The following is a 24,159-nucleotide window of genomic DNA, read 5'->3' as shown; positions in this document are numbered from 1 at the left end:
GCCAGGGTCAGAGGAGTCCCTGGCTCTTGAGCAGGAGGTAGTGGTCGGCGAGGCGGGGTGGGAGGTGCTCGGGGTCGGCGTCGATGACCGTGACCCCGAGGCGGCCGAGGACGTCGGCGGTCCGCTGGCGCAGCGTGAGGGTGCGCTCGGCGGCCGCGGCGTCGTAGGCCTCGGCGGTCGTCCCGCGTCGAGCCGCCATGGCCGTCAGCGCGGGGTCGCTCACCGAGGCGACCACCACGCGGTGGTGGGTCGTGAGGGTGGCGAGGGTCGGTAGCAGCGACTCCTCGATGGCAGCCGGCTCGAGCGAGGTGAGCAGGACGACGAGCGCGCGGCGGCGGCTGGTGTCGGCGATGGCGGCGGCCAGCGTGGGCCAGGACGCCTCGAGCAGCGCCGGCTCCAGGGGGGACATCGCCTGGACGAGCTCGGCGAGCAGCGCCGTGCGGCTCGCCGACCCGACCCGGGCGCGGACCCAGCGGTCGCCGGCGATGAGGTCGACGCGGTCGCCTGCCCGGGAGGCGAGGGCGGCGAGGAGCAGCGCGGCGTCCATCTCGCTGTCGAGGCGCGGCATGTCCTCGACCCGGCCCGCGGAGGTGCGCGAGGTGTCGAGGACGAGGATCACCCGGCGGTCGCGCTCGGGCTGCCAGGTGCGCACCACCGCGTGCTGGCGCCGGGCGGTGGCACGCCAGTCGATCGAGCGGACGTCGTCGCCCTCGACGTAGTCACGCAGCGAGTCGAACTCCGTGCCCTGCCCCCGGATCCGCACGGCGGAGCGGCCGTCGAGCTGCCGCAGCGCCGCCAACCGGGAGGGAAGGTGCTTGCGCGAGTGGAACGGCGGCAGGGCGCGGATCACGCCGCCGACGTCGAAGGAGCGTTGCCTGGCGCCGAGTCCCAGCGGGCCGAAGCTGCGCACCGTGACGCGGTCGGCAAGCCGGTCGCCCCGACGGGTCGGCACCACTATCGTTGTCAACCTTCGGCGCTCACCACTCTTGAGGGTGAGTCGGTGCCGGTCGACGGTTGCTCCGGCGGACGGCTGCCACGCGTCGCGGACGAGTCCGCGCAGGGTCCGCCGGCCGGTGTTGGTCACGAGCAGCGCGGTCGTGCCGCTGTCGCCGAGCCGCACCTGGGATCCCCCTTCGCGCTGGATCCCGAGGCGTCGCGGACTCACCGCGAAGAGGAGGTCGACCACCGTGAGGACGATGCTCAGGGCGAGCCAGAGCAGCACGGTCTCGCGGGTCGGCTGGATGACGACGGCGACGAGACCGACCAGCACGAGGATGGGGAAGCGCCAGCTCACCGCCACGGGCACACCGCGCTTGCGTCCGCGCGAACGGCATACCGGTGTCGCGTTCGCGCGGACGTAACGGAGGGTGGTGCGCTGACGTCCGCGCCAACGGCACACCGGTGTCGCGTCCGCGCGGACGCTAGGGCGGGTGAGGGGGACACGGTCAGCGGGGGACCGGCACGGAGCCGATCGCGCTGGCGAGGACCGAATCCACGCTGACGCCCTCGAGCTCGGCCTCCGGGCGCAGCGAGAGCCGGTGGGCGAGGGTCGCCTGGGCGAGCGCCTTGACGTCGTCGGGGGTGACGAAGCCGCGACCGTTCATCCACGCCCAGGCCCGCGCGGTCGCGAGCAGGGCCGTCGCGCCGCGGGGGCTGACCCCCAGGGAGAGCGACGGCGCCTGCCGGGTCGCGCGCGCGATGTCGACGATGTAGCTCGCGATCTCCGGAGCCACCTGCACCCGCCGCACCGCCGCAGCCCCGGCCGCGAGGTCGTCGGGTCCGGCGACGGCCGTGATACCGGCGGCCCCGAGGTCGCGGGGGTCGAAGCCGCGGGCGTGCCGCTGGACGACCTCGATCTCGTCGTCGCGGCCGGGCACCTGGAGGACGACCTTGAGGAGGAAGCGGTCGAGCTGCGCCTCGGGCAGAGGATAGGTGCCCTCGTACTCGACGGGGTTCTGGGTCGCGGCCACCATGAACGGCTGGGGGAGCGGCCGGGGCTGCCCCTCGACCGAGACCTGCCGCTCCTCCATCGCCTCGAGGAGGGACGCCTGCGTCTTCGGGGGGGTGCGGTTGATCTCGTCGGCGAGCAGGAGGTTGGTGAAGACCGGCCCCTCGCGGAAGGCGAAGTCGGAGGTCTTGACGTCGAAGATCAGCGAGCCGGTGATGTCACCGGGCATGAGGTCGGGGGTGAACTGGACCCGCTTGGTGTCGATGGACAGGGCCTTGGCCAGGGTGCGCACGAGCAGGGTCTTCGCGACTCCGGGGACGCCCTCGAGCAGGACGTGCCCCCGCGAGAGCAGGCAGATGATGATGCCCGAGATGGCCGCGTCCTGGCCGACCACGGCCTTCGCGACCTCGGCGCGCACCTTGAGCAGGGCGTCGCGAGCGCTCTCGTCCTGCGGCGTCGGGCGGGGCTGCGGCTGGTGGGTCGCGTCCTTGCGCAGCGTCGGGGGGCCGCTCGGAGGACTGCTCGGGGGGCCGCTCGGCGGCCCACTGGGAGGCCCGGTCGGTGGCCCGGTATACGCCGGCGGTCCGCCGGAAGCCAGAGGCCCAGCACCGTATGCCGGTGGGCCGGCTGGCGCGGCCTGGCCGACCGGGGCGGCCTGGACCGGGGCGGGCCGCCACTCCGGTGTGGGAGGTACGGGAGGTGCGGGAGGCGCTGGCGGCTCCGGGTGCTCCCCGTGCCAGGGAGCCTCGCTGGGCGTCATCGGGTCGGTCATGAGGGGCGTACCTCTTTCTCCAGGGCGGCGAGCGACCCGGCCAGGCCGAGCATCTCGTCGTCGGTCTGCGGGGGTGGTCCGGCGAGCAACCAGCCGACCTCGGGTGCGGGACGGCCACTGGCGTCGCTGACCGCGGTGATCAGCTGGGGGAGCGGTGCTGCGGTCGGCAGCCCGAGGTAGCCGGCCAGCCGGCGCCTCGTCGCATCACGCAGCACGACGCCGACGCGTCCGGTGTCCTTGGCCCGGCGATAGATCCGGCCCCGGCTCTCCGTGGTCTCGACAGCGCGGATGACGACCGGGAGCGGTTCGCGGACCAGGCGGCCGAGTCGGCGGCCGCGCCAGAGCATGAGCCCGAGGACGGCCATGAGCACCACGACGAGGCCCGGGACCAGCGACGGCGGGAGCAGGTCCGCGGCACGGGACTGGTCGGTCGTGGGGATGTCGTCCGTGGACGGGACGTACCAGACCAACCGGGCCGAGTGTCCGAGGGTGCGCAGGGCGATGGCCGCGTTGTCGGCCGAGGCGATCTCGCCGTTGGTGATGGCGCTGCGACTGCCGAGGAGGACGAGCGGGGCGTGGTGCGCCGTGGCGGGGACGGAGAGGTAGACGGAGTGCCCCGTGGTCGTGAAGCAGGCGTCGGTCGGGGATCCGTCCCGTAGCTGGAACTCGCTCTGGGAGTGCGAGATCCGCTCTCCTTGACGAATGTCGGCCGTGTCGCACGAGGCCGCGAGGTCAGCGCCGTCACGGCGGGTCTGGGCGATGGTGACCTCGGGGCTGAGATAGCGCAGCACCCACGGATCGGGGTCGACCACGACGACGCGCCCGGCCTGCCGGCTGAGGTCGGCGAGCTCGTCGATCGTGGCCTGCGCGAGAGCGCTGGTGCGGGCGACGAAGACCGTCGTGTCGCCGTCGATCTGCGCGCCCGACAGGGCGGCCTGACCGCGGGCGACCGTGACCTCGACCCCGTGGTCGGCCAGGACCCGGCCGAGGGCCTGGCTCCCGGTGGGCTGGGGGTTGCGGGGGTCGAGCGGCACGTCGCTCGCGGCATCGGCGCCCCGCCAGGTCATGACGAGGGCGACGCCGATGACCACCGCGACGATGACGGCCCAGCGCACGAGGCGCCGACGCGACGGACGCCGCCGCGCGGCATCAGCCGCGACATCGCCCGCAGCGCCCGGCACCGCGTCACCGGCCTCGGGGGCGCGGTCCCACAGCGAGGTCGTCACGAGCCCGCGCCCGTCGTCCACAACGAATCTGCCTCTGCCGCAGACTGGCCCGTGTGGCCTGCCCGCGCCAGGTCGACCGACCCCGGTCCGTCGCCCGACGCCGGTCCGTCGCCCGACGTCGGGCGCGGACGGTCCGGTAGCCGCGGTCGGGCCCGACGGAGCAGCTCGTCCGCGGCCCGGACGGCGTCGGCGTCCGCTCGCGTCGCGGCCAGGTCGCCATAGGCCACGGCGTCGAAGAGGTCCATCGCCCGGCTCAGCGGGCCGACGTGGTCGGGGAAGACCGTCGCGAGCTGACGGCCGATCTCGTGGGCGGTGAGGGAGGGGACGTCGGTCAGCAGGGTGCGGCTGTCGGCGTCGCGCGCGATCGCGCGGGTGGAGTCGAGCACCGCGTCGTCCCATCGCTCTTCGGCCATTGCGGTCGCCGCCCGCGCGCGCAGCTGATCGGCCGTCAGGGTCGAGTCGCCGAGGACCGTGGCGTGAGAGGTGACGATGCGCCGCTCCCGTCGGACCTTCGTGGCGAAGTAGCCGAGGATCACCAGCACGACGACCACGAGTCCGGCGATGACGAAGGACGGCAGGGAGACACCACCGCCCCCAGGCTGCCCCAGCAGATCCTGGAAGCGCTCCGTGAGCCACTGGAAGAACCGCTGGAGGAGCGACCTCCGGTCCTGGTACTCGTCCTTCGCCAGCTCCTCGGTGACCCAGCGGTGGGCCTCGTCGGGTGAGGGTGAGAGGTCGGCAGGGAGACCGCTCAGGGCACGCGCGGTGAGGGTCCGGACGGTGGCGATCACCGAACGGCGCCCGGTCGGCTGCTCGCAGCCCGGAGGAGGACGAGGTCGAAGCCTTCCTTGCGCATCCGTTGGTCGAGATAGACGAGACAGATCGCGCCGCCTATCACCGGGACGACCACCGCGGACGACACGAGCGTGGCGATGTTGATCGCCAGGCTCGTCGCGGCCTGCTCGGTCGTCGCGGACAGGTTGAAGGGCAGGCTGAGGAGGCTGAGGACGAGGGTGAGCGGCAGGTCGATGGCCAGGAAGACGACGCCGGCGAGGGTCGTCACGAGGACGGTGGTGCCGCCGACGCGCCAGAACGACCCCCGGGACAGGGCCCAGGCGCGGCGGAAGGAGGCCCGGATCGTCTTGCGTTCCAGCACGAGCGCCGGTCCGGCGAGCACGGTGCGGGCGATGACCAGGGAGTTCCAGACGACGAGGACGACCAGTCCGAAAGCCGCCAGGACGAAGAGGAGCAGACCGGAGCCGTTCCGCAGGAGCACCAGGGCGAGCACGACGAGGGCGGTGGGAATTGCCACGAGCAGGATGACGACGGCCTGCAGCCCCACCAGTCGCAGCAGCCGGGGCCGCACCGCGGTCCAGATCTGGCCGAGGTCGAGGCGATGACCGAGGGTGGCCTCGGCCACCGGCTGCGCGAGCATCCCGGTGACCACGAGGGTGGCGAAGAGGATGCCGAGCCCGAGGAGCACCAAGGAGAACTCCGAGGTGCTGAGGACGGCGCCGAGGTCGAGGGCGGCGTACCAGTTGCCGGCGAGGGCCACGCCGGACAGGAGCACCGCGGGCACGACGCCGACCCCGAGGACCAGGAGCGTCAGCCCGAGCACCGGCCCGGGGTTGCGCCGGCTGTGCTTCACGGCGCCGTCGAGGAGGTCACCCAGCGCCATCGGTCGCAGCGGGATGATCCCGGGTTTGTGGGAGCTCGTCATCAGCGGTGGCCCGAAGGTCCGGCCGGGCCGACCGGACCGGGCAGCGGAGTATGCCGTGGGGCCGGCACCGCCCCCCGGTGCCAGCGATGCGCCGGGGGCGAGCAGACCACCCTCGGGTGGCGCGACCGGCGACGGCAGGGGAGCACCCGGCATACCGGCGGAGGGGTGGGAGAGGCCTCCGGGTGGCAGGTAGGACGGTGGCCGCTGACGGGCCGACTCCGCAGGGGTGCCAGGCGGCGGCCCGAAGCCGGTCATGCCGGACATGTCCACCACCCTCGAACCCACGTCACTGACATGTCCCACCCCTGAAAGTCGCCTGCCCAGCCGTCGGACAAATCTATCAGCGCCGCTGTTGCGGGGCCGGTCGGCGACCCCGGGGCAGGCCGCCGAGAGCCACGACGACACCAGCGGCGAGCAGGACGGTGCCCCACCACCACGAGGCACGCGCAGCGTCTCGGCAGAGGTCATTGACCGCGTCGACCGCCGCCGGGGGGCTCTCCCCGCTGCCGGCGACGAGCATCAGCACGCGTCGTCGCGACCAGGTCATGCGCCCAGTATGCGACTGGCCACGTCGCGACCCATGGCGCTTGCGCCCGCGGAACTGGTGGCTCGAGCAACCAGTGCCGCGGACGCGAGGAGCTCGGGCGCGTCAGTGGCGGCCGGTCGCCCGCTGGCGGCCGATCTCGTAGAGGACCGCGGTGGTCGCGGCGGCCATGTTGAGAGAGCTGGCCGAGCCGGCCATCGGGATCCGTATGCCGGCGTCGGCCGCCTCGCGCCAGGCGGCACTCAGGCCGGTGGTCTCGTTGCCGGTGAGCACGATGGTGGGGCCGGTGAGGTCGTGGTCCCAGACGTCGACGGCGTTGCGCTCGTCGGTGGCGACGACCTGCAGCCCGGGCCGCACCTCTCGCAGGGCGGCCACGCGGTCGAAAACCGTTGCGGGAGAGTCGATCCGCACCACCGGCACGGCAAGCAGCGAACCCGTGCTCGCCCGGACGCAGCGGGGGTCGTAGGGGTCGGCGGCGTGACCCGCCACGACGACCCCCTGGACGCCCAGGGCGTCCGCCGACCGCAGGACCGTGCCGATGTTGCCGGGGCTCGTGGGCCGGTCGAGGACGACAGCGAGGTCGAGGTGGTCGGGCAGCGCGCGCTCGATCCCGTCCTCGCGGAGGCCGACGATCGCCACGAGCTCCGGAGCCTGCTCGTCCTTCTCGCCGAGCTCGCGCAGCAGCTCCTCGCTCATCGCGACCTCCTGTGCCCCGGCCGCGCTGGTCCGGTCCACCATCTCGGCCGCCCACTGCGACAAGCGTCGGTCCTCTCCGCGGATGACGGCCCGCACCGTCCAGCCGTGCTCGACCGCGAGACTGATCGGCCTGACGCCCTGGACCACGAACTCCCCCGACTTGCGGCGACGAGTCCGGTTGGTGAGCAACGCTTCCCACTGCTGGAAGGTCGCGTTGCGGGTGGTGACGAGCAACGGCCTCATCGCGGTCCACCCGCATCGGCGCTCGCGCCGGCCAGCGCACTGGTGGCCTCGCGCGGCGTCGCGCAGCGGGCGCCGAGGCGCCCCATCCGGGCGATGACCCGCGGTTCGTCCCGACAGAGGGCCAGACCCCGGCGCAGGAGGATGTGGGGCGCCTTGCGGCGCTCTGAGAGGTCACGGACGAGACGGAGCACGAAGGTCAGCCAGCGATGGTGACGCACGCACCACGCCGAGTGGAGCAGCCCCTCGTCGCCGAGCCGTCCGATGATCTCGGCCGCGAAGATCCCCTCGGCGAGGACGAGCGCCCCGGCCGCGATCGATACCCGGTCGGTGCCGACGGCCGCCGACCGGGCGATGTCGTAGCGCGGCACCTCGGTGGTCCCCTCGACGACGAGCCGACGCAGCGCGCCGACCGCGGCATCCGCGTCCCACGACCCGGGGTCGTCCCAGTCGACGAGACGGGTGCCGCCGAGCTCCCTCATCGGGAGGCGGGGGTCGGTGCCGTCACGGTAGAAGTCGTCGAGGCGCACGACGGGCCACCCGTGGGCGCCGTGCAGCCGGGCGGCCAGCCGCGACTTGCCCGACCCGGACGGCCCCGCCAGCACGACGACCCGGGCGCGCGTGGTGCTGTTCATAACACGACATCGAGACGGGGACTCATCGGCCCTTGGGGTGCCAGACCGTCTTGGTCTCGAGGAACGCCCGTATCCGCGACAGGTCCGGGGTCAGCGTCCAATCGGGTTCCACCGCAACAGTGCCCGTGCCCGCTGGTCGCAGGACCCGCTTGAGGTTCTCGGCGCCGGCGGCTTCGAGGTCGCCCCAGCTGACGCCGGTGGCGTTGGCGGCCCCGGCGAGGTCGATGGCGTTGACGTCGCGGTGCGAGGCGAGCCACGGGGCCATCTCGGCGGTGACGCCGGTGAGGATGTTGACGACCCCTCCCGGCACGTCGCTCGTCGCGAGCGCCTCGGCGAGCGCCACGGCGGGAAGAGGCCGCAGCTCGCTCGCGACGACGACGACGGTGTTGCCGGTCGCGATCGCGGGGGCGACGACGGAGACGAGGCCGAGGAGCGAGGAGGCCTGCGGCGCAAGGACGGCCACGACCCCGGTCGGCTCGGGAGCACTGATGTCGAAGAAGGGGCCGGCGACCGGGTTGACCGCGCCGAGGACCTGGGCCACCTTGTCGGTCCACCCGGCATACCAGACCCAGCGGTCGATCGCGGCGCTGACGACGACGCGGGCCCGGGCCGTGGTGAGCCCCTCCGCGGCGGCGACCTCGCCGGCGAACTGGTCGGCGCGACCCTCCATCACCTCGGCGACGCGATAGAGCACCTGCCCCCGGTTGTAGGCCGTGGCGCCGGCCCAGCCGGTCACCGCACCGCGGGCGGCCACGACGGCGTCGCGGGCGTCCTTGCGCGACCCCTGCGCAGCGTTGGCGAGGAACCGCGGTGTCCCACGGCCACCGGCGCCGTGGACGGCATACGACCGGCCGGACTCGCTGCGCGGGAAGGCGCCGCCGATATAGAGCTTGTAGGTCTTGCGCACGTCGACGCGCGAATTGGCCTGTGATGCGCTGGTGCCCGGCGTCGGGCCTCTCGTGGCAGTCGGGCTCATCCGAGGTCTCCTGCCGTGACATAGGCCTCGAGGCCGTGCCGGCCGCCCTCGCGGCCGTAGCCCGACTGCTTGTAGCCGCCGAACGGCGAGGTCGGGTCGAACTTGTTGAAGGTGTTGGCCCAGACCACGCCGGCCCGGAGCTGGTCGGCCATCCAGAGGATGCGTGAGCCCTTCTCGGTCCAGATCCCGGCCGAGAGACCGTAGGGGGTGTTGTTGGCCTTGGCCACGGCCTCCTGCGGGGTGCGGAAGGTGAGCACCGACAGGACTGGTCCGAAGACCTCCTCCTGGGCGATCCGGCTGCTCTGCGCGACGTCGGTGAAGATGGTCGGGGGGAACCAGAACCCTTGGGGGGGAAGGTCGCACGGCAGGCTCCAGCGTTGGGCACCCTCGGCCTCGCCGATGTCGGACAGCTCGCGGACGCGCGCCAGCTGGACCGCGGAGTTGATGGCGCCGAGGTCGGTGTTCTTGTCGAGCGGGTCGCCGACCCGGATGGTGGCGAGCCGTCGCTTGAGCTTGCGGATGAGCTCGTCGGCGACGGGTTCCTGCACCAGCAGACGCGATCCGGCGCAGCAGACGTGACCCTGGTTGAAGAAGATGCCGTTGACGATGCCCGTCACGGCCTCGTCGATGGCGGCGTCGTCGAAGACGATGTTGGCCGCCTTGCCGCCGAGCTCGAGGGTGGCCCGCTTGCGGGTGCCGGCGATCGAGCGCGCGATGGCCTTGCCCACCTCTGTCGAGCCGGTGAAGGCGACCTTGTCGACGCCCGGGTGCTCGACGAGCGCCTGTCCGGTGGCCCCGGCGCCGGTGACGATGTTGACGACCCCCGGTGGCAGGTCGGCCTGCTGGCACACCTCGGCGAAGAGCAGCGCGGTCAGCGACGTCGTCTCGGCCGGCTTGAGGACGACCGTGTTGCCACAGGCCAGCGCCGGCGCGATCTTCCACGACAGCATGAGCAGGGGGAAGTTCCAGGGGATGACCTGGCCGACGACACCCACGGGCTGCGGGGCCACACCCAGCCCGGCATACGCGAGCTTGTCGGCCCACCCCGCGTGGTAGAAGAAGTGCGCCGCAGCGAGGGGGATGTCGACGTCGCGCGACTCCTTAATCGGCTTGCCGTTGTCCAGCGTCTCCAGGACGGCGAACTCGCGGGCCCGCTCCTGCAGGATCCGGGCGATGCGGAAGAGGTACTTGCCGCGGTCGGCCCCCGCCATCCGTCCCCACACCCCGCGGTATGCCGCGCGCGCGGCTCGCACGGCCCGGTCGACGTCGGCGGCGCTGGCGTCGGTGACATCGGCGAGCACCTCCTCCGTGGCCGGGTTGATGCTCGGGAAGGCGCCGCCACCCTGGGAGTCGACGAACTCGCCGCCGATGAACAGGCCGTAGGAGGACCTGATCTCGACGACGGCGCGCGACTCCGGCGCCGGTGCGTACTCGAGCTTCGCCATGGGCCAGGTCCTCAGTCGATCGTCACGTAGTCGGCGCCGGAGTAGGCACCGGTCCGGAGCTTCTGCCGTTGCAGCAGCAGGTCGTTGAGCAGGCTCGAGGCACCGAAGCGGAACCAGTCGGGGTCGAGCCAGTCGTCGCCGGCGACCTCGCTGACCATGACGAGGTACTTCAGTGCGTCCTTGCTCGTCCGGATGCCGCCGGCCGGCTTGACCCCGACCTGGGTGCCGGTGAGCTCGCGCCAGTCGCGGACCGCCTCGAGCATGACGAGGGTGACGGGCAGGGTCGCCGCGGGGGACACCTTGCCCGTCGAGGTCTTGATGAAATGCCCACCGGCGAGCATCGACAGGTAGGAAGCGCGCCGGACGTTGTCGTAGGTCGCCAGCTCGCCGGTCTCCATGATCACCTTGAGGTGGGCGCTGCTCCCGTCGGCACGCAGGCACGCCTCCCGGACCGCGGCGATCTGGTCGAAGACCTCGAGGTAGCGGCCCGAGAGGAACGCCCCCCGGTCGATGACCATGTCGATCTCGTCGGCGCCGGCCTGCACGCCGTCCCGCGTGTCGGCGAGGCGCACCCGCATACTGGCTCGGCCCGAGGGGAAGGCTGTCGCGACCGAGGCAACACGGATCCCGCTGTCTCCCAACGCTTTCTTGGCTGTCGCGACCATGTCGCCGTAGACGCAGATCGCGGCCGGCCGTGGCGTGGTGGCGTCGGTGGGGTCGGGCACGAGGGCCTTGCCGCAGAGCGACCGGACCTTGTCGTGGGTGTCGGAACCCTCGAGGGTCGTGAGGTCGATCATCGAGATCGCGGCGTCGATCGCCCAGGCCTTCGCCGTCGTCTTGATCGAGCGGGTGCCCAGTGCCGCGGCTCGCGCCTCGCAGCCCACCTGGTCGACCCCCGGGAGCCCGTGCAGCCACGTCGTCAGAGCCGCGTTCGTGAGGCGCCCGACCCCGAGCAGGTCGCGAGCCCTCGAGGCGGCGTCGCCCTTGTCGGCAGTGGAGGTCACCGGGGGAGTCTAGGGCGCGGGGCGGTGGGGGAGCACCCGGAGGGAGGTGTCGTCGGGACCTGCGTGAGAGACTCGGCTGGCCGCTGGATCGCCCGCCGCCTGACCCTGACCACCCGAACCTGGAGTCCGCCCGCATGGCCGAGACGTCACCGTCCACCGCGGCTCTGCGCACGCTGCGACAGCGCGGATCTGTCGCGCTCGGCATCATCGCCACCGTGCTGTGTGTCGGGATCGTCGTGACCTCGGTGGTGACGAGGTCGTTCTCCCTGGTGTTCGACGGCTTCATGCTCCTCGGGGCGGCCTGCGGCTGGGTGCTGTTCACCCGCCCGTCGCTCGCCGTCAGTCTCGCCGGGGTGCACGTCAACAACCCCATCCGGCGCACCGTGGTGCCGTGGGCGCGGGTCGACGACGTCGCGACCCGGTGGAACCTCGAGGTCTACACCGACACCGGCGCGTCGTATGCCGCGTGGGCGATCTCCTCGCACATCCAGCGGCCGCGCGGAGCCGGCATACTCGGCTTCAACGGCGTGGGTCGGCAGGCGATGACCGGCAGCACGAGCCAGGCCCCGCCCTCCGACGGGGCTACCGTCCGCAGTGCCGCCCAGTCCGTGGAGCTCGCTCGCGACGAGTGGTCGGAGATGGTCGCCGACGGGCGTCCCGAGGTGTCTCCGGAGGGTCAGGTCACCCGCACCTGGGAGCTCACCGACATCGCCCTGCTCGGGCTGCCGATCCTGCTCATCGTGGTGGGGTTCCTCGGCTGAGGGGTCCTACCGCTCCCCGGCAGGGGCGGTCAGCGGTCCAGATAGAGGCAGAACGGGTGCCCGGCCGGGTCGAGGAGGACGCGAACGTCCGGCTGCGGCTGGTGCTCCGGCAGCGTCGCTTCGAGGGCGACGGCATCCGCGGTGGCGCCCTCGAGGTCGGTGACCCCGAGATCGAGGTGCAGCTGCATCTGCGGGTGGCCGGACGTGGCGGGCCAGACCGGCGGCACGTAGTCGGTCTCGGTCTGGAAGGCGAGGTTGACCGGGAGGTCGGGCATCTGCATCGTGCACCAGTCCGGCTCGTCGTCGGCCAGCGGCCAGCCGAGGAGGTCGCGGTAGAACGTCGCGAGGGCCCGCGCGTCCGGGGCGTTGAGGACGACGCCGAGCCAGCCCTGTCGGTCGCGGCCACGAATCGTCATGCCCCGCAGGGTTGCACAGACCGGTGCGCCACGGGGGATGTGGCAGGGGTCCTGACAGGATGGCGCGATGACGCGAAGCACCGTCGACGGGGAGCGCGAGCCGCCCTCGCCGGCCACGTTGCCGGAGAAGGTCGAGGACGTCCTGGAGGTCGTCGCGCGCATCCCCGAGGGGAAGGTCGCGACCTATGGCGACATCGCGGAGATGGTCGGCGGTCGCGGGCCCCGCTTCGTCGGCAACGTGCTGAGCCGCTACGGAGCCGACCTGCCGTGGTGGCGGGTGCTGCGTGCGGGGGGCCACCCGCCGCAGGGGCTCGAGGAACGGGCTCTCGAGCACTACCGCGAGGAGGGGACGCCGCTGGTCCGCGGGACGCTCGAGGGGCTGCGGGTCGATCTGGCCCGGGCCCGGTGGGAGCCCGACCTCTCTGGGGGCACGGGGGCCGACGCGACGCCGTCGCTCCCTGCTGCTCCACGGGGCACGCTTCACCACGTCGAGGTGTGGGTCACGGATCTCGTTGCGGCACAGACGAGCTGGGGGTGGCTGCTGAGCGAGCTCGGCTACGCGCGAGAAGACACCTGGCCGACGGGGGAGTCGTGGCAGCTGGGCGCCACCTACCTCGTGCTCGAGGCCGGCCGCGACGTCCGCGGCGGCCACGACCGCACGCGCGCAGGCGTCAACCACCTCGCCTTCCATGCCGGCGCCCGTGCCGAGGTCGACCGACTCGTCAGCGCCGGGCCGCGTCACGGCTGGTCGTTGATGTTCACCGACCGCTACCCGTATGCCGGGGGGCCGGGTCACTACGCGGCATACCTCGAGGACGAGGCGGGCTTCGAGGTGGAGCTCGTCGCTCGCTGATGGCGATGCCGGGGCCTCGCCAAAGGTGACCACTGGCGACGCCTGGGCGGGGCGCGTCGTCGAGAGGTCAGGAGAGGTCCTTCCGGGAGCCTGGGATCGACCAGAGCTGACCACTCGGAGGCCGGGCTCCGTCAACCCGGGCCACGTGATCCGGCTCTGACGCGCCATCGCCGCCGCGCCACCGAGCCCGCTGTCGGTCCTGCGTGATGGGATGGCTCCCGTGGTCGACCTGCGCCGTGCTCCAGCGCTCGTCGTGGCGGCGCCCCCGCTCGACGAGGCGCAGCGTCGCGTCCTCGCGCACCGCGGTCCCCTCCTGCGGGTGCTCGGCGCCCCGGGCACGGGCAAGACGACGACCGCGGTCGAGGTCGTCGTCGACCGGGTGGCCGCCGGGCTCCTGCAGCCTGACGAGTGCCTTCTGCTCACCTCCACCCGGACTGCAGCGGCCCGGCTCCGCGAGCGCGTGACCGCGAGGCTCGACCGCACCTCGACCGAGCCCCTGGCGCGCACCCACCAGGCTCTGGGGTTCGGCATCCTGCGGCGCGAGGCGGCCCTGCGCGGCGAGCCCGCGCCGCGTCTGCTCAGCGGGCCGGAGCAGGACGTGATCCTGCGCGACCTCCTCGCCGGGCACGCGTCCGGCCAGGTCCGAGGACCCGCGTGGCCCGACCACCTCGACGTGGCCCTCGACAAGCGCGGCTTCCGCTCCGAGCTGCGTGACCTGCTCATGCGCACGGTCGAGCACGGTCTCGAGGCCGATGACCTGGCGGCGCTCGGACGCGAGCACCACCGCCCCGAGTGGGAAGCGGCCGCGCAGGTGCTCGCGGAGTACGACGAGGTGACAGCCCTCTCTCGTCCGGGCGCCTACGACCCGGCCTGGATCCTCACCGCAGCCGCCGACCTCCTCGAGGACGACCTCGCCGCCCTCGACCGGCTCCGGGAGCAGGTCCGCCTCGTCGTGGTCGACGACGCGCAGGAGCTCACCTCGGCGGCGGCACGGCTGCTCGGGGTGCTCGGAGCCGCCGGCATCGACCTCGTCCTGCTCGGCGACCCCGACAGCGCCGTGCAGACCTTCCGCGGAGCCGACCCCCGCATCCTCGCCACCGGCTGGACCGCGCTGGCGCCCGGCCGCGAGGGTGAGCCGCCGACGATCGTGCTGCCCACGGCATACCGCCAGCCGGAGGCGCTGCGCTCGGTCACCGACCGTCTCGCTCGCCGCATCGGCGCCCTCGGCGGCAGCACCCAGCGCGAGGTCGTGGCCGGCCGCGTCGGGCTCCCGCACGCCGAGACGGTCGAGGTCGCCCTGCTGCGCGCCGCCTCGCAGGAGGCTGCCCACATCGCCGCGCGGCTGCGACGGGCCCATCTCCTGGACGGGATGCCGTGGGGCGACATGGCGGTCATCGTCCGGGGCAAGGGGCGCGACGCGACCCTGCGTCGGACCCTGGTGTCGCAGGGGGTCCCCGTCGCCGCCGCGAGCGGGGAGATCCCCGTGCGCGACGAGGTCGCGGTCCGCCCGCTGCTCGCCCTCCTCGACCTCGTCCTGCGGCTCGCCAAGGACCCCCAGGCCGTCATCGAGCCGGAGGAGGCGGTGGACCTGCTGCTCTCGCCAGCGGCCGATTGCCACGCCGTCGACCTGCGCCGCCTGCGCCGGTTGCTGCGCCGGGCCGAGCTCGACGCCGGTGGGCACCGCACCAGTGACGAGCTGCTGGGGGCCGTGCTCCTGGACCTTCCGGAGGCGACGGCCCTCGGCTTCGAGGGCCGACCGGTGCGGCGCCTCGCCTCCGCCATCTCCCGCGGGCTGGACGCCGCCCGGGTGGTCGACGTGCCCGACGGCTCCGACAGCGTTGACACAGAACGCAGCTGGGCTCCCGGCGTCACCGCGGAGGGCGTGCTGTGGGCGATCTGGGAGGGGCTCGACATCGCTGGTCGCTGGCGGCGGATCGCCCTGTCCGGAGGGGCTCGTGGGGCCCGCGCGGACCGCGATCTCGACGCGGTGGTCGCCCTCTTCGGCGCCGTCGCCGCCTTCGTCGACCGGCTGCCCGGTGCCGGTCCCGACCGTTTCCTCGAGCACGTCCGCAGCCAGGACGTGCCCGGTGACACCCTCGTCCCCCGAGCGCCCGAGGGACAGTCCGTCGCGGTCCTCACCCCGGCGTCGGCGGCAGGTCGGGAGTGGCCGTTCGTTGTGGTCGCCGGGGTCCAGGAAGGGGTCTGGCCCGACCTGCGGCTGCGGGGATCGCTGCTCGGGTCCGAGGACCTCGTCGCCGTCGTCACCGGCCGGGGGACCTCGATGCGGGCGGCACAGGCGGCGGTGCGCTACGACGAGACGCGGCTCTTCCACGTGGCGGTGTCCCGCGCTCAGGAACGGCTGCTGGTGACGGCGGTGCGCAGCGAGGACGAGCAGCCGTCGGTCTACCTCGACCTCGTCGACCCCTTGACCGGCACCCAGGGACCCGAGGTCTCAGCAGGCCCTGACGAGGAGGGTTCCGGCGCGACCGGCACCAAAGCCGGCGACGGCCTGCGGCCACTCGTCGACGTGGCCGCACCCCTGACCCTTCCGGCGCTCGTCGCGCGGCTGCGCCGCACCCTGGTCGTCGGCGACGTCGCCCAGGCCGCGACGGCAGCCGGGGCGCTGGCCCGGTTGGCCGACGCGGAGGTCTCGGGGGCGGACCCCGACCAGTGGTGGGCGCAGCGGCTGCTCACCGACGACCGGCCGCTGCGTCGCCCGGAGCAGCAGGTCCGGATCTCCCCGTCCAAGGTCGAGGCCTTCGCCACCTGCGGGTTGCGCTGGCTGCTCACCTCCGCCGGAGGTGACTCGCCGAGCCAGGGCAAGGCCAACCTCGGCACCCTGGTCCACGACATCGCCCACGACCTCGGCGACGACGTCGACCGCGAGACCCTCGTCGCCGAGGTCGACCGCCGGTGGGGTCGGCTCGGACTCCCCCCGGGGTGGGTCAACGACCGGCTGCGCGACGACGCCCACGACATGGTGGGGCGGCTCGTCGACTACTACGCGCGGGCGGCGCGCGAGGGGTGGGAGAAGGTGGGCAGCGAGGTGGGCCTATGTGTGGAGGTCGGGCGGGCGACGATCTCCGGGAGGGTCGACCGCCTCGAGCGCGACGCTGCAGGGCGGTTGCGGGTCCTCGACTACAAGACCGGGTCGTCGGCGCCCACGAGGGCCGCCGTCCTGGTCCATCCCCAGCTGGCGACCTACCAGGTCGCCACCGAGCACGGCGGCTTCGACGAGGGGCGCGAGTCGGCCGGGGCGGCGATCCTGCGCCTCGGCAAGAAGGCGCCGAAGGACAACGCCCTGATGGAGCAGCCACCGTTGGCCGACCAGGAGGACCCGCACTGGGCCGAGGAGCTCATCGCGCTCACCGCCGAGGGGATGAGCGGGGCCGTGGTCGTCGCCACCCAGGGCACGCAGTGCCTCTACTGCCCGGTGAAGTCGTCGTGCCCGGTGCAGCCCGAGGGGGACGTCCTCACGTGACGACCATCAATGACACGAGCACCCCTGTCGCCATGGCGGGCTCGGCGGGCTCGGCGGGCTCGGCCACCCGGGCGACCCTCTCCGCGGGCCACATCGCCGAGGCCCTCGGCAACCCCCCGCCGACCGACGAGCAGCGGGTCATCATCGAGTCCGCCCCCGACCACCCGCTGCTGGTGGTCGCCGGCGCCGGGTCCGGCAAGACCGAGACGATGGCCTCGCGGGTCGTCTGGCTCGTCGCCAACGGCCACGTCGAGCCCGACCAGGTCCTCGGCCTGACCTTCACCCGCAAGGCGGCGACCGAGCTCGCCGAGCGCATCGGGCGGCGGCTGCACCGGCTCGCCGAGACGCAGCTGTGGACCCCGCGCGCGCTCGACGACGACGGCGCCGAGGCGCTCGGCGGCATACCCGTCGTCTCGACCTATCACTCGTATGCCGGGCGGCTGGTGCGCGAGCACGCCCTCCGGCTGGGCTACGAGCCCGAGTCGCGACTGCTCTCCGAGGCGGCCGCCTGGCAGTATGCCGCCGAGGCGGTGGCGTGCTACGACGGGCCGATGGACGACGTGACCTCGGTGGAGTCGTCGATCATCGGGGCCGTCGTCTCGCTCGCCGGCGAGCTCGCCGAGCACCTGCGCACGCCCGAGCAGGTCGTCGACTACATCGACGACATGGAGGCCTACCTCGAGGTGCTGCCCAAGGGAGGGTCCCGCGCCCAGAAGTTCCCGGTGCGTGACGTGCTGGAGGCCCTGCGCAACCGCCGCGCCCTGCTGCCCATGGTGCGGTCCTACCTCGAGCTCAAGCGCAGCCGCGACGCCATGGACTTCTCCGACCAGATGGCGCTGGCCGCCCAGCTCGCCACCCGCTTCCCGGCCATCGGCGGCATCGAGCGCCAGCGGTTCCGGGCGGTGCTGCTCGACGAGTTCCAGGACACCTCGGAGGCCCAGCTCGTGCTGCTGCGGGCGCTGTTCGCCGGGACGGACAGGCCGTCCGCGGTGACCGCGGTCGGCGACCCGAACCAGTCGATCTACGGCTGGCGGGGCGCGAGCGCCACGACGCTGCGGCGCTTTCCGGCGGAGTTCGCGGACGTGCGGGGTCCGGCGCGGGTGCTCCAGCTCAGCACCAGCTGGCGGAACGACGACCTGATCCTCGACGTCGCCAACCGCACCTCGGCGCCGTTGCGCACCGAGCACGTCGTGCCGCTCACGACCCGTCCGGGCGCGGGGCCCGGCGAGGTCCACGCCGGACGTTTCGAGACCACCGAGGAGGAGGCCGCACACGTCGCGCACTGGATCGCCCAGCGGTGGCGTCGTGCGAGCGGACGACGCACCGGGCTGTCGGCAGCGGTGTTGTGTCGCAAGCGCGCCCAGTTCCCGATGATCGTGGAGGCGCTGAGGGCACAGGAGCTCCCGGTCGAGGTCGTCGGGCTGGGAGGCCTCCTTCAGACCCCGGAGGTCGGTGACCTCGTGAGCCTGCTCTGGGTCGTCCAGGACCCCTCGCGGGGCGACCGGCTGATGCGGCTGCTCACCGGGCCGCTCTGCCGACTGGGCGCGGCCGACCTCGACGGTCTCGCGACGTGGGCCCGCAGCCAGCAGGCCCGCCCGAAGGGTGCCGCGGTCGTGACGTTGCCCGGGCTCGAGGACGACCGGCCCCCGGAGTTCGACGACTTCGCCGACGCGTCCACCGACGGCCGCGACTCCGACGAGTCCGGCATGGCCGTCCTGCCGCCGCCCGAGACGGCCCGCGACCAAGCACCGGAGAGCTCGGAGCGGGCGAGCATCGTCGAGGCGATCGACGACCTGCCCCGGGAGGGCTGGCGGGGACCCGAGGGGCAGTACGTCTCGGCCGCGGGTCTCGAGCGGCTGGCCGGCCTCAGTGCCGTCGTCCGCGGGCTGCGCAAGCTCACCGGGCTGCCTCTCGCCGACCTCGTCGGCGAGGCCGAGCGCGCTCTCGGTCTCGACATCGAGGTGCTCGCCCGACCGGAGCACACCCCGACGACCGCACGGGCCCACCTCGACGCGTTCGCCGACGTGGCCGCCGGGTTCTCCGTCTCCGCCGACCGCCCGACGCTCAGCGGCTTCCTCGCCTGGATCGACGCCGCCATCGAGCAGGAGCGCGGTCTCGACACCCCGACCATCGAGTCGTCGACGGACGCCGTCCAGGTGCTCACCGTGCACGCGGCCAAGGGTCTGGAGTGGGACTGTGTCGCGATCCCCGGCCTCGTCGAGGGGTCCTTCCCGGCCCGGTCAAACGGGGTCAGCAGCTCGGTCGCCGACGACGAGTGGAGCGTCGGTGTGGACCACGACAAAGGCTGGTGCGTGGGGGCGGATGGCGTCCCCTACGACCTGCGCGGCGACCGTGACGGTCTGCCGGTCTTCGGGTGGCGCACCACCACGGACTGGGACGACATCAAGGGGGCGTTCGAGCAGTTCGTCCTCGAGGGCGGCCGGCACGCCCTCGCCGAGGAGCGTCGGCTGGCCTACGTCGCTTTCACGCGGGCCCGGTCCGCGCTGCTGCTCACCGCACCGGTCTGGTCGGACGCGTCCACCCCGCGGGTCACCTCGACCTTCCTCACCGAGGCCCTTGACCCGGCCGCGGGTCTCGGTGTCTCGGTGTCGCACTGGGCCCCGATGCCGCCCGTCGACCCGCCGAAGCCGCCCAACCCCCGGCTCGTGGAGCCGACCCGGGCGGCCTGGCCCTCCGACCCCCTGGCGCTCCGACGGGCCGAGCTCGCCGAGGCGGTCGACCGCGTGACCGTGGCCATGCGGCGGCTTCGGGAGGGTGGCGGTGCCGCTGGGGTCCGCGGGTCAGCGGTCCAGGACGCGGACGTCGACGGGTCGTCCGCCGGCCTCGACCCGCTCGAGGTGCCGTCGGACCCCGAGCTCGAACGGGATCTCGAGCTGTTGCTGCGCGAGCGTGAGGCCTCCCGCCACCGCGCCGGCGTCGTCGTCGAGGTCCCCCGCCATCTGTCGGCCTCGGCCGTCGTCCAGCTGGCCACTGATCGCGACCGCTATGCCCTGCAGCTGCGGCGACCGATGCCCAGCGAGCCAGCGATCGCAGCCCGTCGCGGCACCGCGTTCCACGCCTGGGTGGAGGAGCACTTCGCCCGCGCCGCGATGGTCGACCTCCTCGACCTGCCGGGTAGCGCCGACGACAACGCCGGCGACGACGCCGACCTGCCGCGGATGAAGGAGCTGTTCCTCGCCAGCGAGTGGTCGCAGCGGGTGCCGGAGGAGATCGAGATCTCGGTCGAGACGATGCTCGACGGCTTCGCCCTGCGCGGCCGGATCGACGCGGTGTTCCCCCGCGACGACGGGGGCTGCACGATCGTCGACTGGAAGACCGGCGCCGAGCCGCAGGGCCGGGACGCCCGCCCGCGGGCCCTGCAGCTCGCGACCTACGCGCTCGCCTACGCCCGGCTGCGCGGACTGCCGACCTCCCGCGTGGACGGCGCCTTCTACTACGCCGCCACCGGCACGACCGTCCGGCCGAGGCTCCCGCGCGAGAAGGAGCTGCTCGCCCTGCTCGGGTCGATCGCCGACGAACCTGCAGCCGATCCCGAGTCCTGACGTCGCCGCGAACCCTCAGCGCCAGGTGTCGGAGTCGATCCCGGAGTCGGATGGCGGTTTCTTCGTCACCGGTCCGGTAGTGGTGCCACTGGGCTCGGTGGGCTCGGGCCCGGTGGGCTCGGGCCCGGTGGGCTCGGACCCGGTGGGCTCGGTTTCGGGGGGCTCGGTTTCGGGGGGCTCGGTTTCGGTGGGCGCGGCCGGGCCGTCGTCGGAGTACGCGTCGTCGGAGGCCGTATCCCGGCGGATCCGGTCGAGCTCGTCCTGGGGGATGACGGCGGTCAGCTCGCCCAGGTGCTCGGCGGAGATCGGTTGGGTGTCCTCGCCGACATCGAGATCGTCGAGCTGCTCCTCGTCCTCGTCGAAACCCTCCTCGTCGAACCCCTCCTCGTCGAGATGCTCCTCGTCGAACCCCTCGTCGTCGAGCTGCTCCCGGTCGAAGGCCGACTCCCGCAACGGCAGGACGCCGGCACCGTGGCGACCGAGCCCGGCCGGCTGTTCGGGCTCGTCGGGCTCGTCGATGGTGCGCTCGTCGAGGTCGCGCAGGTCCACGGCATACGCGCGGATGAGGTCGCGACGCCCGGCGCTCACGGCGGTGAGGAGCGAGGTCAGCAGCCGCAGCTCGGCGGCGAGCCGGGCGCGTCGCCGCAGGTGCGCGTCGGGGCGCTCGACGCGCGAGTTGGCGTAGGCCTCGAGCACCGTCTCGATGGTCTCCTCCTCACACTGGGTGACGATCGCCGCGAAGTCCTCGGCGGGGTCGGCCACCTGCGCGTCGTCCCATCCGGTGATGCCGCGCACCCGGCCGGTCATGACGTCGTCCGGGTCCTCGAACCCCACGAGGACCTGGTCGCCGTTGATGTCTCCGTGGACGGGCGTCGGGGCGAAGCGCCACATCGAGACGTCCTCGAGCGCCCGCTCCCACCGCGACAGCAGGGCCGTCGGCACGTGACCCGTCGCCGCGGCCCGGTCGAGGTCGGCGAGCCGGCGGGTGCGGTAGGTCTCGGAGTCGTAGACCGGCAGCGACGCCTCGTCGAAGAGCGCGCGGTCGAGGTTGTGGATCGCGGCGAGGGTGCGGCCGAGCTCGGCCGCGAGGCCTGGACCGGGCGGGAGGGCGGCGAAGTTGATCGGTCGGCCCGAGATGTGGGGATAGACGACGACCCGCCCCTCGGGGACGCCGACGAAGCCCCGGGGCGCCGGCACCGCGAACGGCAGCCGTCGGGCGATGAGGCCGAGCAGCACCACCGTCGTGTCCATCTGGGCCCCGGCCGCCGCGGTCACCGGTGCGCGGACGACCCACATCCGCTGCTGCGAGTCGGTCACGAACGCGACCTCGTAGTAGTGGTCGGCCGCAGCCGTCGCCGCCTGCACCGCCGCCGGATCCAGACCGGGCACCGCCGAGCTGGCGAGGGCGGCGAGCTGCAGGGGCGTGCGAGTCACTCCCCCACGGTATGCCGTGGGCCCGCGCGGGCCCCGCAACCTCGCCGGGGATGCGCGACCTCGGCGAGTCCGGGGATGCGCCTAGGCTGACGACGTGGCCCACGACGCGCTAACCCACCTCGCCCTCTCCCGGGGGACCCTCGACCGCGCTGCTCACCGCCGCGCGGACCCCGAGCTGATCAGCCGGTTGCTGGCCGATCCCGCGACGCGCGTCGTGACGGTGACGCGGGACGCGCGGATGGAGGTCCTCAGCCACGAGAGCGAGCAGTCGGCCGCCGCCTCGGAGGCCACGGGCACCGTTCTCGTGCAACGGTCCCCGACGGAGGCCGACCGCGATCTCATGGCCTTCTTCCTCGGCGAGGAGACACCGGAGGACGGCGCGGCGGGGGGCGACCCCACGGCACACGTCGCGGTGGTCGGCGACGCCCCTGACGACGACGACCCGGCGGCCGGGCGCTGGCAGAACCTGCGGGCGGCCGGTCTCGACCTCGGCGCCCGCGACGCCGGGATCTTCACCACGGCGCAGGCCCTGATGTTCTGGCACGCGGCCCACCCGTTCTGTCCCCGCTGCGGGTCTCCGACGGCGCCGGCGCTCTCCGGGTGGACGCGCCGGTGCGAGCGCGACGGCAGCGAGCACTACCCGCGGACCGACCCGGCCGTCATCATGGCGGTCATCGACGCCGACGACCGGCTCCTGCTCGGACGGTCGCCGGCCTGGCCGGAGGGCCGGTTCTCGGTGCTGGCGGGCTTCGTCGAGCCGGGGGAGTCGTTCGAGGCGGCGGTCACCCGCGAGGTCGGCGAGGAGGTCGGCATCGCCGTCACCGACGTGACCTACCTCGGCAACCAGCCGTGGCCGTTCCCCGCCTCGGGCATGATCGGCTTCCGCGCGCGGGCGCTCGGCACCGAGATCACCGTCGATCCCGTTGAGATCGCCGAGGCGCGGTGGGTGAGCCGCGAGGACTACGTCGCGCAGCTGCGTTCGGGCGAGCTCAAGACCCCGAGCGGGATCTCCATCGCCCAGCGGATCATCGAGCACTGGCTGGGGCAGACGGTCACCGAGGCGATCGAGTCGGGCGGGGGATCGGCGGCCGCGGTCCACTGGTGACGGGCGGCATACCGGCTATCGGGTCAACGACCAATGGGCTCAGAGCCCGAGGCGCTTCTTGACCTCGATGACGCTGGGGTTGGTCGCGGCGGACCCGTCTGGGAAGAGGATTGTCGGCACGGTCTGGTTGCCGTGGTTGACCTCCTCGACGAAGGTGGCGCTCGAGGGGTCCCGCTCGATGTCGATGACCGTGAAGGGGATGCCTTCGCGGTCGAGCTGGGTCTTGAGCCGGGCGCAGTAGCCGCACCAGCTCGTGCTGTACATCGTCACCGTGCCGGCGTCGGGCGTCTGGACGGACATGCGCTGCTCCTCGGGATGCTGGGGTGGGCGGAGGCGATCGGACCCGGGCTGGTCAACGGTTGACGCAGCCCATTCCTTCCCGGTGGGATGGGCGCATGGCCACCATCGCGCGCATCGACCTCTCCGCGGACGTCCGCGAGCTCGCCGAGTCGCGCACCATCGGCTCGCTGGCGACGATCCGCCGGGACGGCCGCCCGCAGCTGTCCGTCGTCAACTTCGCGTGGTCGGCGAAGCAGTGCGTCGCGCGCACCTCGACCCGCACCAGCCTGGCCAAGATCGCCAACCTCCGCCGCGACCCCCGGGTCTCGCTCATGCTCACCTCCGCCGACGGCTGGTCGTATGCCGTGCTCGAGGGTCACGCCGAGATCTCACCGGTCGCCGAGGCCCCCGACGACCCCACGGTGGATCAGCTCGTCGAGCTCTACCGGGCGATCGCCGGCAAGGAGCACCCCGACTGGGACGACTACCGTCGCGCGATGGTCCGCGACGGACGTCTCGTGCTCAGCGTCGTGGTGGAACGGGCCTACGGGCTGAAGCAGCACTGACCAGCGCTGACCAGCCGCCCCGACCTGGATCCCCGACCCCGACCCCCGGATTGGGGTGAAACCGCGCTCTCAATGACGCGTCTGGACGCCAATCCGGTGTCACCGCGGGAGCGTCAGGGGGCCGCGGAGGTCAGCACCGGCCCCGCCCAGTCGGCGTGGTCGAAGGTCGTGGGCCCGTTGGGGTCGACGTGCAGCCGCAGCCACGCGGCGCCGGTGAGGTCGGCCGTCAGGGTCATGGTCGGCGAGGTGTTGGTCACCGCGCCGCTGTCCGCCACCGTGGTGTCCCCGGCGAAGACCTGGAAGATCACGTTGCCACCGGAGGCGGCCACCTCGTCGTCGATCCCGACCGTGGTGGTGAGGGACGAGCAGGCACCGCCGAGGTACTAGACGATGTCACTGGTGGCGTTGACGCCGAGGCCCTTGGCGAAGACGGCGCCGCGGATCGTGATCGGCTTCCCGTCGCCGGCGGCGGTCTCGCCGTTGCTCATGTCCTTC

The 24,159-nt window shown here is 73.2% G+C and carries 20 protein-coding genes and 1 pseudogene; 6 read left to right on the top strand and 15 right to left on the bottom strand.

The genetic code is table 11. The features are described from left to right. Positions 1 to 7 precede the first annotated feature (7 nt). The 11 genes from Q0R63_RS08280 to deoC all read right to left on the bottom strand — a co-directional run bounded on the left by Q0R63_RS08280 (position 8) and on the right by deoC (position 11,158). The gene (locus tag Q0R63_RS08280) at positions 8 to 1,300 is read right to left on the bottom strand and encodes a DUF58 domain-containing protein (protein WP_295696209.1); all 1,293 of its coding nucleotides are present in this window, start codon (positions 1,298 to 1,300) and stop codon (positions 8 to 10) included. A 145-nt stretch (positions 1,301 to 1,445) separates the two neighbouring features. Further along, on the bottom strand, positions 1,446 to 2,444 hold the full coding sequence (locus Q0R63_RS08275) for a MoxR family ATPase (protein WP_366521094.1): 999 nt from the start codon (positions 2,442 to 2,444) through the stop codon (positions 1,446 to 1,448). A 272-nt stretch (positions 2,445 to 2,716) separates the two neighbouring features. Further along, positions 2,717 to 3,967, bottom strand: coding sequence for a DUF4350 domain-containing protein (locus Q0R63_RS08270; protein WP_295696206.1), 1,251 nt, complete (start codon positions 3,965 to 3,967; stop codon positions 2,717 to 2,719). After that, entirely contained in the window at positions 3,943 to 4,737 is a 795-nt protein-coding gene (locus Q0R63_RS08265) for a DUF4129 domain-containing protein (protein ID WP_295696204.1), read from the bottom strand. The genes Q0R63_RS08270 and Q0R63_RS08265 overlap by 25 nt, the downstream gene beginning before the upstream one ends. Further along, positions 4,734 to 5,930: a hypothetical protein gene (locus Q0R63_RS08260; RefSeq protein WP_295696202.1), complete on the bottom strand. Its 1,197-nt coding sequence runs from the start codon at positions 5,928 to 5,930 to the stop codon at positions 4,734 to 4,736. Before Q0R63_RS08260 ends, Q0R63_RS08265 begins: the two co-directional genes overlap by 4 nt. A gap of 76 nt (positions 5,931 to 6,006) precedes the next feature. After that, the gene (locus Q0R63_RS08255; RefSeq protein WP_295696200.1) at positions 6,007 to 6,213 is read right to left on the bottom strand and encodes a hypothetical protein; all 207 of its coding nucleotides are present in this window, start codon (positions 6,211 to 6,213) and stop codon (positions 6,007 to 6,009) included. Between the two features lie 102 nt (positions 6,214 to 6,315). Further along, positions 6,316 to 7,149, bottom strand: a complete 834-nt coding sequence (locus Q0R63_RS08250) for a TrmH family RNA methyltransferase (RefSeq protein WP_295696198.1) — start codon at positions 7,147 to 7,149, stop codon at positions 6,316 to 6,318. Next, complete coding sequence (locus tag Q0R63_RS08245; protein ID WP_295696196.1) at positions 7,146 to 7,781, bottom strand: AAA family ATPase; 636 nt, start codon at positions 7,779 to 7,781, stop codon at positions 7,146 to 7,148. Before Q0R63_RS08245 ends, Q0R63_RS08250 begins: the two co-directional genes overlap by 4 nt. Positions 7,782 to 7,803: 22 nt before the next feature. Next, entirely contained in the window at positions 7,804 to 8,757 is a 954-nt protein-coding gene (locus Q0R63_RS08240; RefSeq protein ID WP_295696194.1) for an aldehyde dehydrogenase family protein, read from the bottom strand. Then, positions 8,754 to 10,202 carry an aldehyde dehydrogenase family protein gene (locus Q0R63_RS08235; RefSeq protein ID WP_295696192.1) on the bottom strand — a complete coding sequence of 483 codons (1,449 nt, stop codon included), beginning with the start codon at positions 10,200 to 10,202 and terminating at the stop codon, positions 8,754 to 8,756. The genes Q0R63_RS08240 and Q0R63_RS08235 overlap by 4 nt, the downstream gene beginning before the upstream one ends. 11 nt (positions 10,203 to 10,213) lie before the next feature. Then, positions 10,214 to 11,158 carry a deoxyribose-phosphate aldolase gene (deoC, locus tag Q0R63_RS08230; protein ID WP_366521093.1) on the bottom strand — a complete coding sequence of 315 codons (945 nt, stop codon included), beginning with the start codon at positions 11,156 to 11,158 and terminating at the stop codon, positions 10,214 to 10,216. A gap of 182 nt (positions 11,159 to 11,340) precedes the next feature. Here deoC and Q0R63_RS08225 point away from each other — a divergent pair, with 182 nt between their 5' ends. Continuing rightward, the gene (locus Q0R63_RS08225; RefSeq protein ID WP_295696188.1) at positions 11,341 to 11,967 is read left to right on the top strand and encodes a PH domain-containing protein; all 627 of its coding nucleotides are present in this window, start codon (positions 11,341 to 11,343) and stop codon (positions 11,965 to 11,967) included. Between the two features lie 29 nt (positions 11,968 to 11,996). Here the strand turns inward: Q0R63_RS08225 and Q0R63_RS08220 are convergent, their stop codons facing one another. Further along, on the bottom strand, positions 11,997 to 12,383 hold the full coding sequence (locus Q0R63_RS08220) for a VOC family protein (protein WP_295696186.1): 387 nt from the start codon (positions 12,381 to 12,383) through the stop codon (positions 11,997 to 11,999). Positions 12,384 to 12,450: 67 nt separating this feature from the next. On the opposite strand from Q0R63_RS08220, the gene Q0R63_RS08215 reads away from it, so the two are divergent. The 3 genes from Q0R63_RS08215 (at position 12,451) to Q0R63_RS08205 (ending at position 20,280) form a co-directional block, all read left to right on the top strand. Beyond that, positions 12,451 to 13,236: an MGMT family protein gene (locus Q0R63_RS08215; protein WP_295696184.1), complete on the top strand. Its 786-nt coding sequence runs from the start codon at positions 12,451 to 12,453 to the stop codon at positions 13,234 to 13,236. Between the two features lie 220 nt (positions 13,237 to 13,456). Continuing rightward, entirely contained in the window at positions 13,457 to 16,717 is a 3,261-nt protein-coding gene (locus tag Q0R63_RS08210; RefSeq protein WP_295696182.1) for an ATP-dependent DNA helicase, read from the top strand. Next, positions 16,714 to 20,280 (top strand): ATP-dependent DNA helicase, encoded by a 3,567-nt coding sequence (locus Q0R63_RS08205; RefSeq protein ID WP_295696179.1) that lies wholly within the window; start codon positions 16,714 to 16,716, stop codon positions 20,278 to 20,280. Before Q0R63_RS08210 ends, Q0R63_RS08205 begins: the two co-directional genes overlap by 4 nt. Before the next feature lie 15 nt (positions 20,281 to 20,295). On the opposite strand, the gene Q0R63_RS08200 is transcribed toward Q0R63_RS08205, so the two are convergent. Further along, on the bottom strand, positions 20,296 to 21,714 hold the full coding sequence (locus Q0R63_RS08200; protein WP_295696177.1) for a macrolide 2'-phosphotransferase: 1,419 nt from the start codon (positions 21,712 to 21,714) through the stop codon (positions 20,296 to 20,298). Between the two features lie 94 nt (positions 21,715 to 21,808). Here Q0R63_RS08200 and nudC point away from each other — a divergent pair, with 94 nt between their 5' ends. Beyond that, entirely contained in the window at positions 21,809 to 22,819 is a 1,011-nt protein-coding gene (gene nudC / locus Q0R63_RS08195) for an NAD(+) diphosphatase (protein ID WP_295696176.1), read from the top strand. Between the two features lie 39 nt (positions 22,820 to 22,858). Here nudC and Q0R63_RS08190 read toward each other — a convergent pair whose 3' ends face one another. Beyond that, positions 22,859 to 23,119, bottom strand: a complete 261-nt coding sequence (locus Q0R63_RS08190; RefSeq protein WP_295696173.1) for a mycoredoxin — start codon at positions 23,117 to 23,119, stop codon at positions 22,859 to 22,861. 95 nt (positions 23,120 to 23,214) lie between these two features. On the opposite strand from Q0R63_RS08190, the gene Q0R63_RS08185 reads away from it, so the two are divergent. Further along, positions 23,215 to 23,664: a PPOX class F420-dependent oxidoreductase gene (locus Q0R63_RS08185; RefSeq protein WP_295696171.1), complete on the top strand. Its 450-nt coding sequence runs from the start codon at positions 23,215 to 23,217 to the stop codon at positions 23,662 to 23,664. 113 nt (positions 23,665 to 23,777) lie between these two features. Here Q0R63_RS08185 and Q0R63_RS08180 read toward each other — a convergent pair. Beyond that, positions 23,778 to 24,152 (bottom strand): annotated as a pseudogene (locus tag Q0R63_RS08180) (NPCBM/NEW2 domain-containing protein). Between the last annotated feature and the right edge of the window lie 7 nt (positions 24,153 to 24,159).

The organism is Lapillicoccus sp. (genome assembly GCF_025353065.1).
Lineage (GTDB): Bacteria > Actinomycetota > Actinomycetes > Actinomycetales > Dermatophilaceae > Lapillicoccus.
This window is presented reverse-complemented; position numbering and strand designations above follow the sequence as displayed.